Source organism: Rhodoferax sediminis, from assembly GCF_006970865.1.
GTDB lineage: Bacteria > Pseudomonadota > Gammaproteobacteria > Burkholderiales > Burkholderiaceae_C > Rhodoferax_A > Rhodoferax_A sediminis.
Window position 1 is genome coordinate 3,826,419 of sequence record NZ_CP035503.1, and the last position, 17,067, is coordinate 3,843,485.

The following is a 17,067-nucleotide window of genomic DNA, read 5'->3' on the forward strand; positions in this document are numbered from 1 at the left end:
TTCAGAAGCTCTCTTTGACGCTGTTCGCCATGATTTCGGGCTTGACCGCCAGATCGGGAGGCACATTCATGATGCGCAGCGTCTGCTGCACCACCTGGCTGAACACCGGCGCGGCCACCAGACCGCCAAAGTACTGGCCGCCACTGGGCTCGTCGATCATCACGGCCACGATGATGCGGGGTTTGTCGATGGGCGACATGCCGGTATACCAGGCGCGGTATTTGTTGCTGGCATAGCCTTTGCCGACCTGCTTGTGCGCAGTGCCGGTCTTGCCGCCCACCGAATACCCCATGGTCTGCGCCAGCGGCGCGGTGCCCCCGGGGCCGGCAGCCATGTGCAGCATCTTGCGCACCTCGCCCACCACCTTGGGCGTGAACACCGGCACACCGACCGCCGGTGTGTCGCTTTTCAGCAGGGTCACCGGGATGATGCCGCCATCGTGCGCAAACGCCGTGTACGCGTGCGCAATCTGGAGCAGGGAGGCCGACAGGCCGTAGCCATACGACATCGTGGCCTGCTCGATCGGCCGCCATGTTTTCCAGGGCCGCAGACGGCCCGTGACGGCGCCGGGAAAGGTGACCTGGGGCTTCTGGCCAAAACCGACGGCGGTGAATGCGTTCCACATCTCCTGCGCGCTCATGCGCTGCGATATTTTGGTAGCGCCCACGTTGCTGGACTTCTGGATCACCCCTTCCACCGTGAGCACGCCGAAGTTGCTGTCGTCGTGGATGGTTGCCCCCGCCACGGTGATGCGGCCGGGCGAGGTATCGATCACCGTCTGCGGCGTGATGCGCCCGAGCTCCAGCGCCGTCGCCACGGTGATGGGCTTCATCGTCGAGCCGGGTTCGAACACATCGGTCATGGCCCGGTTGCGCAACTGCTCGCCGGTCAGGTTCTGCCGGTTGTTGGGGTCAAAGCTCGGGTAATTGGCCATCGCCAGCAGCTCGCCCGTGATGGCGTCGAGCACCACGACGCTGCCCGCCTTGGCCTTGTTGGCGACCACTGCATCGCGCAGCTTCTGGTAGGCGAAAAACTGCACCTTGCTGTCGATGCTGAGTTGAATGTCCTTGCCTTCGATCGGCGCCACCTGCTCGCCGACGTCTTCCACCACGCGCCCGAGCCGGTCCTTGATCACGCGGCGCGAACCGGCCTTGCCCGCCAGATCCTTGTTGAACTCGAGCTCGATCCCCTCCTGGCCCTTATCCTCGACGTTGGTGAAACCCACCACATGCGCCGCGGACTCCCCTTCGGGGTACTGGCGCTTGTATTCCTTGCGCTGGTAAATGCCCTTCAGACCGAGGGCTGCGATGGCTTTGGCGATGGGCTCATCGACCTGGCGCTTGATCCAGACGAAGGTCTTGTCCTCGTCCTTGAGCTTCTTGTCGAAGTCTTTCTGCGACATGCCAAGCAAACTGGCGACCTGCCGGAGCTTGGCTTGCACCGCCGGATCATCGCGCTCGATGTCTTCGGGAATGGCCCAGATGCTGGGCGCCGGCACGCTGGAGGCCAGGATCTGGCCGTTGCGGTCCAGAATGCGGCCGCGGTAGGCGGGCAGCGCCAGGGTGCGCGCGAAACGCACCTCACCCTGCTTCTGGAAAAAGTCGTTGTCGATCACCTGCACGTAGGCCGCGCGCGCGGCGAGCACGACAAACCCCATGGCGATGGCCGCCACAATGAACTTGCTGCGCCAGACGGGGGTCTTGCTCGCGAGCAGCGGGCTGGATGTATAGAGAACGCTTTTGCTCACGGCGCGCCCCTTTGCATGGGCGCGCTGCCCCCCGAGGGGGCTGAACTTGCTCGGGTCGGCCCTTCGCTGCGCTGGCTGGCGGCCGCGGCGTTGTAGGTCACGTATTGCGTGATGGCTGGCGAGGCCGGGCGCATTTGCAGCTTGGCCCTGGCCAGTTGCTCCACCCGCCCCGGCGTGGCCTGGGTGCGTTTTTCCACCTGCAGCCGGTCATTGTCCTGCGCCAGTTTCTGCGCCTCGGAGTTGGCCTTGTCGAGCGCCGTGAACAGCCGGCGCGACTCGTACTGGGTATTCACGAGGTACAGCGCACTGGCCAGCACGGCGAGCAGCAACACCAGGTTCAAGCGCGTCATGCCATCACCCCGGTTCTTTCGGCCACACGCATCACCGCGCTGCGCGTCCTGGGATTCGCCGCCACTTCGGCGGCGCCGGGTTTGACGCGCCCCAGCGCCTTGAGCTTCATGGCCTGGGGCGGCGCAAAGGGAACCCGGCGATCGAACGTCTCACGCGCGTGCTTCGCGATGAATTGCTTGACGATGCGGTCTTCCAGCGAATGGAAACTGATCACCACCAGTCGGCCTCCGGGTTGCAGTACATGAAGACTGGCCTCTAGCGCCTGTTGCAGCTCTTCAAGCTCGGCGTTGATGAAAATCCGAAAAGCCTGAAATGTGCGCGTTGCAGGGTTCTGGCCCGGCTCGCGGGTTTTGACCGCGCCAGCCACGAGTTCGGCCAACTCGGCGGTGGTTGAAACTGGGCCCCGTTCCTGTCGGCGAGCAACAATCGCCTTTGCAATGGCGCCAGCAAACCGTTCTTCACCGTAGTCACGTATTACCTCCGTGATCTGTTGAATGGGCGCGGTGGCCAGCCACTCGGCCACGCTCTCGCCGCGCGTGATGTCCATGCGCATGTCCAGCGGGGCATCGAACCTGAAACTGAAGCCGCGCACCGGATTGTCGATCTGGGGCGAACTGACCCCCAGGTCCAGCAGCACGCCGGCCACGCTGGCCGGCGGCAAGTCCGCAAGCCGGCGAAAGCTCTCGTGGCGAATCGAAAAGCGCGGATCGCTGATGGTCGCCGCCTCGGCCACCGCATCGAGGTCCTTGTCGAAGGCCACCAACCGTCCTTGCGGCGAGAGCCGGGACAGGATCAGGCGCGAGTGGCCGCCGCGCCCGAAAGTAGCATCGACGTAGCAGGCATCCGGGTTGCTGAGAAGAGCTTCGACTGCTTCGGTCAACAAGACGGTGGTGTGTTTCCATGAGGTGTCCACCGCCGGCCTTCAGAAGGAGAAGTCCTTGAAGACGTCGGGCATGTCACCCTGCATCGCCTTCGCTTCCTGGGCGTCGTAGGTCGCCTTGTCCCAGAGCTCGAAATGATTGCCCATGCCCAGCAGCATGGTGTCCCGGGCAATGCCGGCCGCCTCGCGCAACTCGGGCGACACCAGCACGCGGCCGGTGGCATCCATGTCGACATCCATCGCGTTGCCCAGAAAGATACGTTTCCACCACTGGGCCGACATGGGCAGCGCGGCAATACGCTCGCGAAACTTCTCCCATTCGGGCCGCGGGAAAACCATCAGGCAACCGTGCGGATGCTTGGTGATGGTGAGCTGGCCCGAGGCAATGGCGCTCAGCACGTCGCGGTGCCGCGTCGGCACCGACAGGCGCCCTTTGGCATCCAGACTGAGAGACGAAGCCCCTTGAAACACGACAGCACACCCTCGCTAGGTTAATCAGCCCTTAAGTGAGCGCCACAAAGACACTTTTCACCACTTAATTGCACTTTTTTGCACTGTAGCAGGAAAAAGGCCCGCCGCAAGAGGGGTTACAACAAAATTTTGTAATGAAATCAAAGACTTAGACACGATTTTGCAAGCAAGAAATGCCAAAAAATCATTCTAAATTAAGCACTTAGCGCCAGCTATGAAAGTAATGCTTGAAGGCAGACCCGTGCTGCCGGGCGTTCTCAGAGAATGTAGCGGGACAAATCCTCGTTGGCGCTGAGTTCCTTGAGCCGCGCATCGACATAGGCGGCGTCGATCGTGATGGTCTGCCCACCGAGCCGGGTTGCGTCAAAACTGACCTCGTCGAGCAACCGCTCCATCACCGTCGAGAGCCGCCGCGCACCGATGTTTTCCGTGCGTTCGTTGACTTCGAATGCGATATTCGCCAGCCGCGTGATGCCTTCGGGTAAAAACTCGATGCTGACGTTTTCCGTCGCCAACAGCGCCTGGTACTGCTTGACCAGCGAGGCGTGAGTCTGCGTCAGGATGGCTTCAAAATCCTGCACCGAGAGCGACTGCAGCTCCACGCGGATCGGAAAGCGCCCTTGCAGCTCGGGAATCAGGTCGCTTGGCTTGCTCAGGTGGAATGCGCCGGAAGCTATGAACAGGATATGGTCGGTCTTGACCACCCCGTACTTGGTGGACACTGTCGTGCCTTCGACCAGCGGCAGCAGGTCGCGCTGCACCCCCTGGCGGGACACCTCGGCAACGCCAGCGTCGCTGCGCGAGGTTACCTTGTCGATCTCGTCGATGAACACGATGCCGTTTTGCTCGGCCATGTGCAGGGCCTGCGACTTGATGTCGTCGTCGTTGACCAGCTTGGCGGCTTCTTCATCGACCAGCAGCTTCATCGCATCAACGATCTTGAGCTTGCGGGTCTTGCGCTTGGGGCTGCCAAACTGGGTAAACAGGCCGCGTAGCTGCTCGGTCATCTCTTCGGTGCCGGCCGGCCCCATGATCTCGAGTTGCGGCCTGGCATCGGCCAAGTCGATCTCGATTTCCTTGTCGTCGAGCTGGCCTTCGCGCAACTTCTTGCGAAACACCTGACGTGCCGTGCTGTCGGGCGCTGCCAGACTACCCTGCCCGGCGCCCGCATCAACGCTGGCCAGCGCCCGAGCCGGCGGAATCAGGATGTCGAGAATGCGGTCCTCCGCGGCGTCCTGCGCGCGCGTGCGAAATTTGCGCATCTCGGTCTCGCGCATCTGCTTGACCGCCACATCGGCCAGATCGCGAATGATGGAGTCCACGTCCTTGCCGACATAACCCACCTCGGTGAACTTGGTGGCTTCGACCTTGATGAAGGGCGCGTCGGCCAGCCGCGCCAGGCGGCGCGCGATCTCGGTCTTGCCCACACCGGTCGGGCCAATCATCAGAATATTTTTCGGGGTGATCTCGCTGCGCAGCTTCTCGTCCACCTGCTGGCGCCGCCAGCGGTTGCGCAGCGCAATCGCCACGGCACGCTTGGCCTGGTTTTGCCCAACGATGTGGTTGTCGAGTTCGGAGACGATCTCCTGCGGGGTCATGGAAGACATTTTTTCAATTCAGGGTTTCGATGGTGTGGTGCATGTTGGTGTATATGCACAGCCCACCGGCAATGGCAAGCGACTTTTTGACGATGTCGCGGGCCGGCAGATCGGTGTTGTCCAGTAGTGCCCTGGCCGCCGCCTGGGCATAGGCGCCGCCCGAACCGATGGAGATGATGCCGTGCTCGGGCTCCAGCACATCGCCATTGCCGGTGATGATGAGCGACGCGTCCTTGTCGGCAACGGCGAGCATCGCCTCCAGGCGGCGCAGCACGCGATCGGTGCGCCAGTCCTTGGTCAGCTCGATGGCGGCGCGCACCAGCTGGCCCTGGTGCTTTTCAAGCTTGGCCTCGAAGCGCTCGAACAGGGTAAAGGCGTCGGCCGTCGCCCCGGCAAAACCGGCCAGTACCTGGTCGTGGTATAGCTTGCGCACTTTGCGCGCCGTGCCCTTGACGACGATGTTTCCCAAGGTGACTTGTCCGTCACCGCCGATGGCCACCTCAACGCCATTGGCGGTGACGCGGCGCACGCTGACGATGGTGGTTCCGTGAAATTGTTCCATGGCGCTTAGTTGAGGCTAATCGATGCGAATGCAAGAATGCGCGCGATGCGCGCTGCGGTCTGGCGACAGGCTCAGTCCGCGCGGGGCATCACCCGGGCAACTTCGTTGATGCCGATGACGTTGAAAAAAGCCGCCACCAGCCGGTGCACATCGTTGAACTGGGCCTGGTGACCTCGCGTGTGCTGGGCGGAAGCCCAATTCAGCAAGGTGCCTGCGGCCGAAAAATCGACGCGGATCAACTTGTTGCAGGAGATCACCATGATATCGGCGCCCGACAGTTTGGCGTCCAGTTCATCGAGCACCGTCGTGGCGTCGCCCGTGATCTCCCCGGCCAGTGCCAGCGTGCGTGTGCGCAATGGAGCTGGCTGGGTCGCCGTCAGGCCCGAATCCCCCAACTCGCCCGGCAATGTGGATACAGGCGCGTCGTCCTGCGTCACCTCGCCAATGATCGCGTGGCCGGCCATATCGGCGCCGTCTGCGTCGAGCGGCTTGTAACTGCAGCGCGCCTGCTCCCAGGAGGGCGGGGAGACCTCGTAGGTCACGCAGTAGGTCAGCGCAACCATCTCGAATTCATCGGGCTGGTTCGTCAGGCGCAGCATCTCCATGCGCAGGCGCCACAACTCCTGGGAAACGGACTTGTCGCCTTGGGGGGTGGCTTTCCGGAGCACTTCGTCAAGCTGATGCGCCCCGACGAATTGCAATTGCACCGGCTGCGCACTCCAGAACGCAAACAGCTGGCGCAGCGGCGCCACGGCCGCATCTTCCACGCTTGAGAGCCGGGTCCAATCCAGCCGCCAGGGGGGGGCGCGCCGGCAAGGGCCGCATTGAGCGCCGCCACGGTCTGCACCCCCACGCTGGCGGGGCTGGTCCAGTTCACGGCCCGCGCTGCCGGCTTGGCGGGCAGGACGGGTGTGGCCATATGCCCCACGCTGTCGGGCATCGAGAACCACACTGGCGCGGAACGCTCGAACTGCCGCGCGAAGTCGATGGCCGCCGACTCGAAGCGGCCTTGCTCCCCGATGGCCCGGTACAAGTCGAACAGGGTCATCCAGGTTTCTTCATGCTTGCCGCGCGTGCCCTGGGGGCCCAAAGCTTCCAGCAAACCCGCCTCGGCACCCGCATCGTCCCCGTTGGCAAAACGGATGGAGGCTTCCTCCAGTTCGGGATCGTGGGCAAACGCCTGCACCTCGACCGCCAGCGGGTCCGCGTTGCCAAATCCGTTCACCGGGTGGCCGCCTGCGCCGCCCGGCGCCATGACAAAGTCAGCGGCAAGGGGGGATGGCAAGGTCGGTTCCGGGTAGTGCGGCGTCGCCAGCGGCGCCGGATCCGTCACGGCATAGTGGGCGGCCCGGGCGGCCGGCGACAAGATGGGCGCCGCGCTGATGCCGCCAGTGCTGTCGGCGCCCGAGGCACTGCTGCCGTGCGAGGACGACGAGTTGCCGCTCTTGGTTTTCCACCACTGCATCGACATCTGCGCCTCGATCTCGTCGATCTTCTTCAGCGTCGAGGCACGATCATCCGGCTTGGAGGGAATGCTGCTCTGGAAAAACGAGGGGGGTGCGGCAAAATCATGACCCACCAGGGATTCGCGGCGGCGAATTTTGCGCAGCATGTCGAACTCGCGCTTGCGCACAAAATCGTTGCGCCGCTTGCGCTCGATCATCTCCTTGAGCACCTGCTTGCTGTAGGTGCTCTCGCGGTCCGTTTCCTGGTGGTCGAGATCAGCCCAGTTCGTCGTCGGATTGCGCACGAACTTCACCACCTTGGACAGCAAACCGCCGTTGTCGTCTTTGAGCATATGGCTACTGGGGTGATGAATACAGTTGGCTGTGGGAAACGTCAGTCGCCAAACATTTTCTGCTTGAGTTCGCGGCGCTGCTGCGCCTCCAGCGACAAGGTAGCCGTCGGCCGGGCCAGCAGGCGCGCGACACCGATGGGTTCGCCGGTTTCATCGCAATAACCATAGTCGCCCGCATCGATGCGCTGGATCGACTGCTCGATCTTCTTGAGCAGTTTGCGTTCGCGATCGCGCGTGCGCAACTCCAGCGCATGCTCTTCCTCGATGGTGGCGCGGTCGGCAGGGTCCGGCACCACCACGGTGTCAGCACGCAAATGCTCGGTCGTCTCGCCCGCGCTATTGAGGATATCCATCTTGAGTTGCAGCAGCTTGAGACGGAAAAAAGCCATCTGCTTTTCGTTCATGTATTCCGAGTCGGGCATGGCAATGATCTCTGCGTCACTGAGTTGCTCTGCCGTTTTGGTTTTCCAGTTGCCGGCCAGCTTGGGGTCCTTGCGGGCGGCCACGTGAGGTGCCGGCGCAAACACGGGCACCGACGTTGTTTGTGAATAGCTCGATTTGGCCGCCGTTGAAGCAACCGCAGGCGCCATCGAGGGCACGGTCAGTTGGGCAAGCCTGGACGAGCGCTTGGGCGCCGGCGCGGGGGTCGCAGTGAGAGTAGACATGGAGGATTTGACCGGTTTGGGAGCCGCCACCGCTTTGGCCACCGGCTTTTCAACCGGCTTGGCCACTTTGGAGGTTGGCTTGGTAATGGATTTGACGGGGACTGCCGACGAAGCCCTGACGGGTTTCGCAACAGCAGCCGCCTTCTTCGGAACAGGGGGCGAGGCCTTTTCAACTGGCGCGGCCGCTTTTGCAACCCCTGCTGCGACAGGTTTGCGGGCCGCGACCTTCGGTCTCGTTGCCTTTTTGGCCGCAGGCTTGGCGACCTTGGCGGCCGGCTTCGCGACCGCCTTGGACACTGGCCCGGCCTTGGGAGCCGGTTTCTGCAATTTGACTGCAGTCTTGGGGGTTTTAGGTTGCACTTTCACTTCTTGTCTCCTCACCGTACTGACCGGCACGTGCGCCTGCTGCACGTCGCCTGAACCAGCCTCCCCAGGTGATTTGTGGTCTTTAATCACGTGAGTTATACCCTTATTGTTGACCTTCGAGGGCTTGTTTTGCGGGTTTTCACCGGCGCGCGATTGTATCGGCTGAAGCCAGCCCATTGCCATGCGTTGCAGAATCGAGACAAACATTTCACTCCAAATCAGGCTTTAGGCAACAAATTCACACCAGACACTGCTCAAGTCCCTGCAGCAGGATGTCTTTGGGCAATTCGATACCGATGAAGACCATTTTGCTGGTGCGCTGCTCGCCGTCCGCCCAGGCCGGCCCGAGATCGCTGCCCATCAACTGGTGCACGCCCTGGAAGATCACCTTGCGATCGGTGCCTTTCATGTTGAGCACGCCCTTGTAGCGCAGCATGCGCGGCCCGTAGATGTTGACGATGGCGCCCAGAAAATCTTCGAGCTTGGCCGGATCGAGCATGCGATCGGACTTGAAGACAAAGCTTTTCACATCGTCGTCGTCGTGATGGTGGTGCAGGCGGCCGCCCTCCTCGCCGTGTTCGTGCTGGTGCGATGGATGGTCGCAGTGCTCACCGTGCGCGTGATCATGGTCGTGATGATCGTGGTCGTGCTCCTCTTCCTTGAGGAAGTCCGGGTCGATGTCCAGCTTGGCATTGAGGTTGAAGCCGCGCAGGTCGAACACTTCCGAGATCGCCACGTCGCCGAAGTTCACGGCGCGCTGCGGCGCGCGCGGGTTCATGTGCTTGATGCGGTGGATCAACGCATCCACCTCGTCTTTCGCAACCAGATCGGTCTTGCTGATGAAGATCTGGTCGGCAAACCCGATCTGGCGCCGCGCCTCCTGGCGCTCGTTGAGCTGGCCTGCCGCGTGTTTTGCATCGACCAGCGTCAGGATCGAGTCGAGCAGGTAGCTCTCGGCAATTTCGTCGTCCATGAAGAAGGTCTGCGCCACCGGGCCGGGGTCGGCCAGGCCGGTGGTCTCGATCACCACGCGGTCGAAGTCGAGCTGCCCCTTGCGCTTTTTCTCCGCCAGGTCGTGCAGCGTGGAGCGCAGGTCTTCGCGGATGGTGCAGCAGATGCAGCCATTGCTCATCTGGATGATCTGCTCGGTGGTGTCCGACACCAAAATATCGCTGTCGATGTTTTCTTCGCCGAATTCATTCTCGATCACGGCGATTTTCTGGCCGTGGGCCTCGCTCAGAACGCGCTTGAGCAGCGTGGTTTTGCCGGAGCCCAGAAAGCCGGTAATGATGGTTGCAGGAATAAGGCTCATGGCGCTCCAATCGGGTGAGGGCAGGGACCAGTCTACGGTGCGCTCCGCGGTCGCTGCCGCGGGGTTGGGTCCATCTTTTGCAGGTGGGGAGTTTAGCGGCCCTTTCAATAAGGGTCATTCCCGGATAACCACCCATCTTTTCGGGTATTTCTCCCGGGGGAATCCGAAACCGGAGGGCCGTCCGGTGCGTCGGCCGATCAACCCGCCGGCACCGCGCCATCAGGGCTTGCTGCGGCTCAGCTTGGCGCGCGGATGTGCCGCGTCGTAGGCGCGGGCCAGGTGCTGGAAATCAAGCCGGGTATAGACCTGCGTGGTGGTGATGTTGGCGTGGCCCAGCAGTTCCTGCACTGCGCGCAGGTCGCTGCTGGACTGCAGCAGATGGCTGGCGAACGAGTGGCGCAGCATGTGTGGATGCACCGGCGTGGCGAGGCCCGCCTGCAGGCTGCGCCGGCGCAGGCGCTGCCAGATCGATTGCGCGCTCAGGCGCGTGCCGTTGCGGCCCACGAACAGGGCCGGCGCATCCCCGGGCACGCCGGCCGCCTGGCCACGCAGCGCCAGCCAGCGCTGCAGCGCCTCCAAGGCCTTGGCGCCGACCGGCGTGGTGCGGCGCTTGCTGCCCTTGCCCAGCACATGCGCCTCGGCGCCTTCCAGGTCGATCCAGCCGCGCGCCGAGGCGCTGGCCACCGCATCGAGCCCGACCAGCTCGCCCACGCGCAGGCCGCAGCCGTAGAGCAACTCCACCATGGCAGCGTCGCGCGCCTCCAGCCACGGGTCGCCGGCTTCGCTGTGGTAGCTGGCCAGTTGCACCGCGTCATCCACACTCAGCGCCTTGGGCAGCGGTTTGGGTGATTTGGGCGAACGCACGTCCTGCACCGGATTGCTGGCGACCCGACCCTCGCGCCCCAGCCAGATGTAGAAACCGCGCCAGCCCGACAGGATCAGCGCAATGCCGCGCCCGCTACGCCCGCCACTGTGCATCTGCGCCACCCAGCGGCGAATGTGGGCGTTTTGCACCTGCGTCAGTTCGACCTTGGCCTCAAAGGCATAGGCGGCGAGTTTTTGCAGGTCGAGCGCATACAGCTCCACCGTGCGCTGGGCCAGGCGCTTTTCGACCCGGACGTGCTCCAGGTAGCGCTCGACCAGTTCCTGACTCATGACTTGGCGCGTCAGGCGTCCGGGTGGCGCAGCCGGGACAGGGCGGCGCTGGCCAGCTCGGCGATGCGTTCGAGGAAATCGGTGCCCATGCCACTGTTGAAACGCTGCGAATCGGGCGAGGCCAGCACAATCAGCCCGAAGGCCTGCGGGGCCAGCCCCGCGCGCAGTGGGATCAGCACCAGCGACTGCGCCGTGACCGGATCCTGCAGCCAGCTCACGGCCTCGAAGCCGGCATTCACACCGCAATAGGACGTGGTCAGCGACGACGCAAAGATTTTCGCATCGTCACTCACCCCCTTGGCGAACGCCTCGGCAGCAAAGGCGGGCGCCACATCCCAGACCCGGATCGCCGCCTGCGGCACCACGAACTGCGCCTGCAGCTCATCCACGATGCGCCGCGGCAGATCGCGCGCGCTGGGCGCCAGAAACAGCTCGCGGGTCCAGCGCTGCAGCTTGTCGGCGATCACCACGTTCTCGCTGCCGTTGCGAATCATCTCCATGATGCGCTGCTCGAGTGCCCGGATCTTGTCGCGCAGCATTTCGGCCTGGCGCTCCTGCAGGCTCACGGCGCGGTTGCCGTGCGGGCTGGTCAGCTGCACCGCCGCCAGCAGTTGGGCGTGGCGCTCGAAAAAGTCGGGCGTGTTGGCCAGGTAGTTGGCGATGTCGTCTTCGGTGATCGGGTTCATGGTGTTGATGTTCATAGCGTGTCCGGAATTTCAATGTCGCCTTCAAAGACGGTGGTGGCCGGGCCGGTCATCAGCACCGGGGCATCGCCGCCGGCCCATTCAATGGTCAGGGCTCCGCCGCGCGTGGCCACCTCGACGCAGCCATCGAGCAGGCCGAGCCGGACGCCCGCCACCACGGCCGCGCAGGCGCCGGTGCCGCAGGCCAGTGTTTCACCGGCGCCGCGCTCGTACACGCGCAGCCGGATCTGCGAGCGGCTTACCACCTGCATGAACCCCGCGTTGACCCGCTTCGGAAAGCGCGGGTGGTGTTCGATCAGCGGGCCCTCTTGCAGCACGGGCGCGGTCTCCACGTCGTCCACCAACTGCACCGCATGCGGATTGCCCATGGACAGGATTGCTACATATTTTATAGTATCTGGTGCAGGGCCATAAAGGGCTAGCGGCCATTTTTGCCATGAACCTGCGGCCTGCGGCTGCAGGCCGGCGGCGTCGAACGGGACGCGCGGCAGGTCGAACACGGGTGCGCCCATGTTCACCGTCACGCGGCCATCGGCGCCCAGGCGCGGCTCGATCACGCCGCCCAGTGTCTGCACCCGCAGCACGTCCCGGGTGGCCAGGCCGTGGTCGCGCACATAGCGCACAAAGCAGCGCGCGCCGTTGCCGCACTGCTCGACCTCGCCGCCGTCGGCGTTGTGAATCACGTACTCGAAGTCGATGCCGGGCGCCGGGCTAGTGCGCACCGACAGGATCTGGTCGGCCCCCACGCCAAAGTGGCGGTCCGCCAGGAAGCGGTAGTGCCCGCGCGTCAGTCCCAGCCGGGCGCGCGTCTCGTCGAGCACGACAAAGTCATTGCCCGCCCCCTGCATCTTGGTGAAGCGAATTCGCATGGGCTGCATTATCGACGCAGCGGTGCCGGGGCCACGCCACCTGCGGATAATGCTGCCATGGTCCGACCCACCCAACTCCTGTATCCGCAGCGCGAACCCGCACCGCTGCGCCCCGCCGCCACCGTGCTGCTGCTGCGCGACAGCCCCCAGGGCATCGAGGTGCTGATGACGCGCCGCTCCATGACGGCCAGCTTCGCGCCCGGTGCCTATGTGTTTCCGGGCGGCGGCGTGGACGCGCTGGACGCGTCAGCGCACGCACAGGCCACGCGCCGCCCCGGCCAAAGCGAGCTGCACCTGACGCAGGCGATTGCCGCCATCCGCGAGAGTTTTGAAGAGCTCGGCATCCTGCTGGCGCGCCGCGCCGACGGCGCCCTGGCCGATGCCGGGGACATCGCCGCGCTCGACCGCAAGACCCCGTTCGCGGCCCAGTGCGCCGCGCACGGTCTGACATTGGCGGCCGACGAGGTGTTCGTGCTGGCGCACTGGATCACCGACCGCGACCTGCCGCGCCGCTTTGACGTGCCGTTTCTGGTGGCGCGCATGCCCACTGGCCAGATCCCGGTGGCCGACGAGACCGAGCAGTTCGAGCCGGTCTGGGTGCGTCCGGCCGACGCGCTGGCGCGGCACCAGGCGGGCAGTTTCTTCATCATCTTCCCGACCATCCGCACGCTGGAGCGGCTGCAGGCCTTTGCCACCGTGGACGCGCTGCTCACGGCCTGCGCGGCGACCGAACAGCCGCTGTGGACCTCATGCCCGCGCGCCGGCCTGCTGGCGGGCAAGGAGGCGCGCTACATGGAGCATGAGCATCCCTACGGCGAGCTCGCCATGGTCTGCCCCGACGGACAGATCGTGCACGCGCTGGACTGGCAGAGCGAACATCCGGTGGCCCTGCTGAAGAACGTGATGCGCCTGACGGCGCCGAATCCCGGCGCCATGACCGGCCCCGGCACCAACAGTTACCTGGTCGGCGACCCGGCCACCGGCTATATCGTGATCGACCCCGGGCCGGCCGATGCCGCACACCTCGAACGGCTGTGGCGCGCGGCGGACGGCCGCATCCGCCTGATCGTCTGCACCCATTCGCACCCGGACCATTCGCCCGGCGCAAAGCCGCTGCAGGCACTGTGCCAGAACACTCCGCCGATTCTGGGCCTGCCGTCGGCACCGACGGCGCGCGCGGCCAGCGCCTTTACGCCCGATCGGGCGCTACAAGATCAGGAGCTTCTCGTGCTGACGGGAAAAGGGCTGGAGGGCGAAATCACCCATACCCTGCAGGTGATCTTCACGCCCGGCCACGCCGCCAACCACCTGTGCCTGGTGCTGCTGGAAGACGGCCTGCTGTTCTCGGGCGACCATGTGCTCAACGGCAGCACCACGGTGGTGGATCCGCCCGACGGCGACATGACGGCCTACCTCGATTCGCTCGACACCTTGAGCGCCGCCTGCGATGCGCACGGCATCGAATTCATCCTGCCGGCGCACGGCTATGTGCTGGGCGCGGCGCGGGACGCCATCGCCCACCTGAAGGCGCACCGCCTCAAGCGCGAAGCCAGGATCATGGCCGCGATGCAGGCGCGCCCGGACGGCACGCTGGATGACTGGGTCGCGCTCGCATACGACGACGTGCCCACGCGCATGTGGCCCGTGGCGGCGCGTTCGCTGCTGGCGCATGTGGAACGCCTGCGCTCGCTGCCGCCCGGAAACGACTGAGCCATGGCCGAATCCGACCGTCCCGAGCCCGCGCAGGGCATGCGCCTGGCCAAGCGCGTGGCCGAACTCAAGGCCTGCTCGCGGCGCGAGGCCGAGCAGTACATCGAGGGCGGCTGGGTCACGGTCGATGGCCAGGTGGTGGAAGAGCCTCAGTTCCGCGTCCTGGCGGCGCACCGCATCGAGATTGACGCGCACGCGAGCCTGCTGGCGCTCACGCCGGTCACGCTGCTGCTGCACAAGCCGCCCGGCTATGACGCGGGCACCGGCGTGCCGGTGGACATCAAGGGCGTCGGCAAGGGCGTGCGGCCCGCGCTCGCGCTGATCACGCCGGCCTCGCACGCGGCAGACGACCGCAGTGGCATCCGCCTGCTCAAGAAGCATTCCGCGCAGCAGACCCTGGGCATGCCGCTGGAGAGCGCCGCCAGCGGCCTGGTGGTGTTCACGCAGGACTGGCGCACCCTGCGCAAGCTGACCGAGGACGCCGCCTTCATCGAGCAGGAGTTCACGGTGGAGGTCGCGGGCGAGGTCGCACCTGGCTTGCTCGAGCGCCTCAACCACGGCCTGCACACGGACGGACGCCCGCTGCCGCCGGTCAAGGTCAGCGTGGGCAGTACCGGCGAGGGTGCCACGCGGCTGCGCTTTGCCGTCAAGGGCGCGCACCCGGGGCTGATTGCGCTTTTGTGCGAGCGCGTCGGGCTGAGAATCACCGCGATGAAGCGCATCCGCATCGGCCGCGTGCCGCTGGCCGCGCTGGCGCCGGGACAGTGGCGCTACCTGCTGCCGCACGAGCAGTTCTGAGCACAGCCCACGCAGTCGCAAGCGTGGGGCGCCAAAACCGTTCAGCCGCCAAACAACCGGCCGCGCGCCGCCTGCGTGATGGCGGCCACACAGGGGTGCGTGATGCGCCGCTCCACCGACACCGCAAAAAATTCCTCCACCAGTTCGCTCGAGCGGCCGATCACCTCGACGCCGTACTGCGCCACGGTCTCCTGCTCCAGCACGGCGGGCGACATGAAGACGCCGCGCCCTTCGCGGCCGAACGCGGTCATCAGCGCGCCGTCGTCAAACTCACCCACCACGCGCGGGCGAATCTGGTGCTGCGTGAGCCAGCCTTCGAGCTGCTGGCGCACCGACGAGGCCACGCCCTGGATCAGCATGGGCGCGTCGTTCAGGCACTGCGGAAACGGCCCCTTGAGTTGGGCCTTGAGCGCGGGCGCGCAAAAAAAACTCATGGTCGTGGTGCCCAGTGCATGGTTGAACGCCTTCACGCTCATGCGCCGGGACAGCGGCTCGTCGGCGATCACCAGGTCGAGGCGGTGCAGCGCCAACTGGGCCAGCAGGTCGGGAAACTTGCCCTCGCTGCCGATCAGCCGCACCGGCTCGGCCACGGACAGCGCCGGCTCCAGTAGCCGGTACGCCACCGACTTGGCCACCGAGTCGGCCACGCCGACGCGAAACTCGAGCACCCGCTGGCCGCTGCGGGCTTGGCGCAGGGCGTCCTCCAGCTCGGCGCCCAACGCGAAGATCTGGTCGGCATAGCCGAGCGCGAGCCGTCCCTCGTCGGTCAGCGCGAGCTGGCGGCCGCTCTTGCGGAACAGTTTGCGCCCCAGCCACTCCTCGAGCAGCTTGATCTGGCCGGACAGGGTTTGCGGCGTGGTGTGCAGTTGTTCGCCCGCGCGCATGATGCCGCCGGCCCGGGCGGTGACCCAGAAATAGTGCAGATGCTTGAAGTTCACGCAGCCCTCCTTCAGAAACAGATTGAAGACATCCCGTATTATTCGTTTTTCTCGAAGTTTTATCACAAGAAATACGAATTTACACGAAGTAACTTTTCACCTACAGTGAGCCTTGTAATTCTTTTCATGACGTTCCAAGGAGTACCGCCATGCGTTTAAGCACCAAAGGCCGATTTGCCGTCACCGCCCTGATCGATCTGGGCCTGCGCGAGAACGCCGGCCCGGTTTCGCTGGCCGACATCGCGGTGCGCCACCAGATCTCGCTGTCTTACCTTGAGCAGGTATTTAGCCGGCTGCGCCAGTGCAAGCTGGTGGAGAGCACGCGCGGGCCCGGCGGTGGCTATTCGCTGGCGCGCGGCGCCGACGCCATCAGCGTGGCCGACATCATTGGCGCCGTAGAGGGCTGGCGCGGTGGCAATGGCGCCCAGGCGGGCACGCCACACCCTGCCGCTGCCGCGGCCATGACGGCCGAACTCTGGGCCACGTTGAGCGCGCAGATGACGGCGCACATGCAGTCCATCAGCCTGCGTTCGCTGGTCAGCGAACAACGCGCCAAGGGTGTGCAGGTCGAGTCCCGACCGGCGCGGCGCGGCGTGTACACGAAGCCCAAGCCATTGCACACGACGGCGCCGAACTCGGTGTTTGCACTGGGCAGCAGCCTGTTGGCAGGGCGATGAGCCCCCACGCTTGTCGCTGCGCGTACTGCGCTGCCCCCCGAGGGGGCTGAACTTGCTCGGGGCGGCCCTTCGCTGCGTTCGCTGGCCCAGCCGGTCGCCTGCAAAAAAGTGTGAAGCCCGCCGATAAGCCGGATTCTGTGCGCCGGCGCTTTCTTGCGAAAACCCCGGCGTGACCGCCATTACTCTGGGCCGGGGGTCGCCCACCCGGCTCGATGCTACCTACCCGCCAGCTCTGCGGAGCCACATCAACGCTGGCCTACTTGGTATTGCTGCGCGTAGAGATTGCCCGTTTCACCCGGACTTAACCGGCTCGTCTCTGTTGCTCTGATCCTCACCTCACGGTGGACAGGAGTTACCTGCTACGCTGCCCTGTGCAGTCCGGACGTTCCTCCAGTGCGCTCTTTCGAGACATGCACCAGCGGCGGTCTGGCGGGCTTCACGGGGCGTATTATCCGCCCTCTGCTTG

The 17,067-nt window shown here is 64.8% G+C and carries 17 protein-coding genes and 1 other RNA gene; 3 read left to right on the forward strand and 15 right to left on the reverse strand.

What is annotated here, in order from left to right; translation table 11 throughout:
• Window position 1 precedes the first annotated feature (1 nt).
• The 13 genes from EUB48_RS18440 to dapF form a co-directional block, all read right to left on the reverse strand.
• Window positions 2-1,747, reverse strand: a complete 1,746-nt coding sequence (locus EUB48_RS18440) for a peptidoglycan D,D-transpeptidase FtsI family protein (protein ID WP_142820498.1) — start codon at window positions 1,745-1,747, stop codon at window positions 2-4.
• Window positions 1,744-2,097 (reverse strand): cell division protein FtsL, encoded by a 354-nt coding sequence (ftsL, locus tag EUB48_RS18445; protein WP_142820500.1) that lies wholly within the window; start codon window positions 2,095-2,097, stop codon window positions 1,744-1,746. Before ftsL ends, EUB48_RS18440 begins: the two co-directional genes overlap by 4 nt.
• Entirely contained in the window at window positions 2,094-3,011 is a 918-nt protein-coding gene (gene rsmH, locus EUB48_RS18450; protein WP_142820501.1) for a 16S rRNA (cytosine(1402)-N(4))-methyltransferase RsmH, read from the reverse strand. Before rsmH ends, ftsL begins: the two co-directional genes overlap by 4 nt.
• 9 nt (window positions 3,012-3,020) lie before the next feature.
• Window positions 3,021-3,449, reverse strand: a complete 429-nt coding sequence (gene mraZ / locus EUB48_RS18455; protein WP_142820503.1) for a division/cell wall cluster transcriptional repressor MraZ — start codon at window positions 3,447-3,449, stop codon at window positions 3,021-3,023.
• A 257-nt stretch (window positions 3,450-3,706) separates the two neighbouring features.
• Window positions 3,707-5,056, reverse strand: coding sequence for an ATP-dependent protease ATPase subunit HslU (hslU, locus tag EUB48_RS18460; protein ID WP_142820505.1), 1,350 nt, complete (start codon window positions 5,054-5,056; stop codon window positions 3,707-3,709).
• A gap of 4 nt (window positions 5,057-5,060) precedes the next feature.
• On the reverse strand, window positions 5,061-5,609 hold the full coding sequence (gene hslV / locus EUB48_RS18465; RefSeq protein WP_142820507.1) for an ATP-dependent protease subunit HslV: 549 nt from the start codon (window positions 5,607-5,609) through the stop codon (window positions 5,061-5,063).
• A gap of 71 nt (window positions 5,610-5,680) precedes the next feature.
• Window positions 5,681-6,214, reverse strand: a complete 534-nt coding sequence (locus tag EUB48_RS21970; protein WP_338052403.1) for an STAS domain-containing protein — start codon at window positions 6,212-6,214, stop codon at window positions 5,681-5,683.
• On the reverse strand, window positions 6,196-7,407 hold the full coding sequence (locus EUB48_RS18470) for a type IV pilus assembly protein FimV (RefSeq protein WP_338052404.1): 1,212 nt from the start codon (window positions 7,405-7,407) through the stop codon (window positions 6,196-6,198). The genes EUB48_RS21970 and EUB48_RS18470 overlap by 19 nt, the downstream gene beginning before the upstream one ends.
• Before the next feature lie 41 nt (window positions 7,408-7,448).
• Window positions 7,449-8,438 carry an RNA polymerase-binding protein DksA gene (dksA, locus tag EUB48_RS21775; protein ID WP_244618451.1) on the reverse strand — a complete coding sequence of 330 codons (990 nt, stop codon included), beginning with the start codon at window positions 8,436-8,438 and terminating at the stop codon, window positions 7,449-7,451.
• Window positions 8,439-8,676: 238 nt separating this feature from the next.
• Window positions 8,677-9,750: a CobW family GTP-binding protein gene (locus EUB48_RS18480; RefSeq protein WP_142820509.1), complete on the reverse strand. Its 1,074-nt coding sequence runs from the start codon at window positions 9,748-9,750 to the stop codon at window positions 8,677-8,679.
• A 219-nt stretch (window positions 9,751-9,969) separates the two neighbouring features.
• A complete protein-coding gene (locus EUB48_RS18485) occupies window positions 9,970-10,905 on the reverse strand; it encodes a tyrosine recombinase XerC (protein ID WP_142820511.1) in 936 nt (311 codons plus the stop codon).
• 11 nt (window positions 10,906-10,916) lie between these two features.
• A complete protein-coding gene (locus tag EUB48_RS18490) occupies window positions 10,917-11,606 on the reverse strand; it encodes a DUF484 family protein (RefSeq protein ID WP_142820512.1) in 690 nt (229 codons plus the stop codon).
• Entirely contained in the window at window positions 11,603-12,478 is an 876-nt protein-coding gene (dapF, locus tag EUB48_RS18495) for a diaminopimelate epimerase (protein ID WP_142820514.1), read from the reverse strand. The genes EUB48_RS18490 and dapF overlap by 4 nt, the downstream gene beginning before the upstream one ends.
• Before the next feature lie 57 nt (window positions 12,479-12,535).
• Here dapF and EUB48_RS18500 point away from each other — a divergent pair, with 57 nt between their 5' ends.
• Both EUB48_RS18500 and EUB48_RS18505 read left to right on the forward strand, forming a co-directional pair.
• The gene (locus tag EUB48_RS18500; RefSeq protein WP_142820516.1) at window positions 12,536-14,188 is read left to right on the forward strand and encodes an MBL fold metallo-hydrolase; all 1,653 of its coding nucleotides are present in this window, start codon (window positions 12,536-12,538) and stop codon (window positions 14,186-14,188) included.
• A gap of 3 nt (window positions 14,189-14,191) precedes the next feature.
• Window positions 14,192-14,986 (forward strand): RNA pseudouridine synthase, encoded by a 795-nt coding sequence (locus EUB48_RS18505; RefSeq protein WP_142820518.1) that lies wholly within the window; start codon window positions 14,192-14,194, stop codon window positions 14,984-14,986.
• A 41-nt stretch (window positions 14,987-15,027) separates the two neighbouring features.
• Here the strand turns inward: EUB48_RS18505 and nhaR are convergent, their stop codons facing one another.
• Complete coding sequence (gene nhaR, locus EUB48_RS18510; RefSeq protein WP_142820520.1) at window positions 15,028-15,924, reverse strand: transcriptional activator NhaR; 897 nt, start codon at window positions 15,922-15,924, stop codon at window positions 15,028-15,030.
• Between the two features lie 149 nt (window positions 15,925-16,073).
• On the opposite strand from nhaR, the gene EUB48_RS18515 reads away from it, so the two are divergent.
• Window positions 16,074-16,601 (forward strand): Rrf2 family transcriptional regulator, encoded by a 528-nt coding sequence (locus EUB48_RS18515; RefSeq protein ID WP_142820522.1) that lies wholly within the window; start codon window positions 16,074-16,076, stop codon window positions 16,599-16,601.
• 108 nt (window positions 16,602-16,709) lie between these two features.
• On the opposite strand, the gene rnpB is transcribed toward EUB48_RS18515, so the two are convergent.
• Window positions 16,710-17,039, reverse strand: an RNA gene (gene rnpB / locus EUB48_RS18525) — RNase P RNA component class A.
• Between the last annotated feature and the right edge of the window lie 28 nt (window positions 17,040-17,067).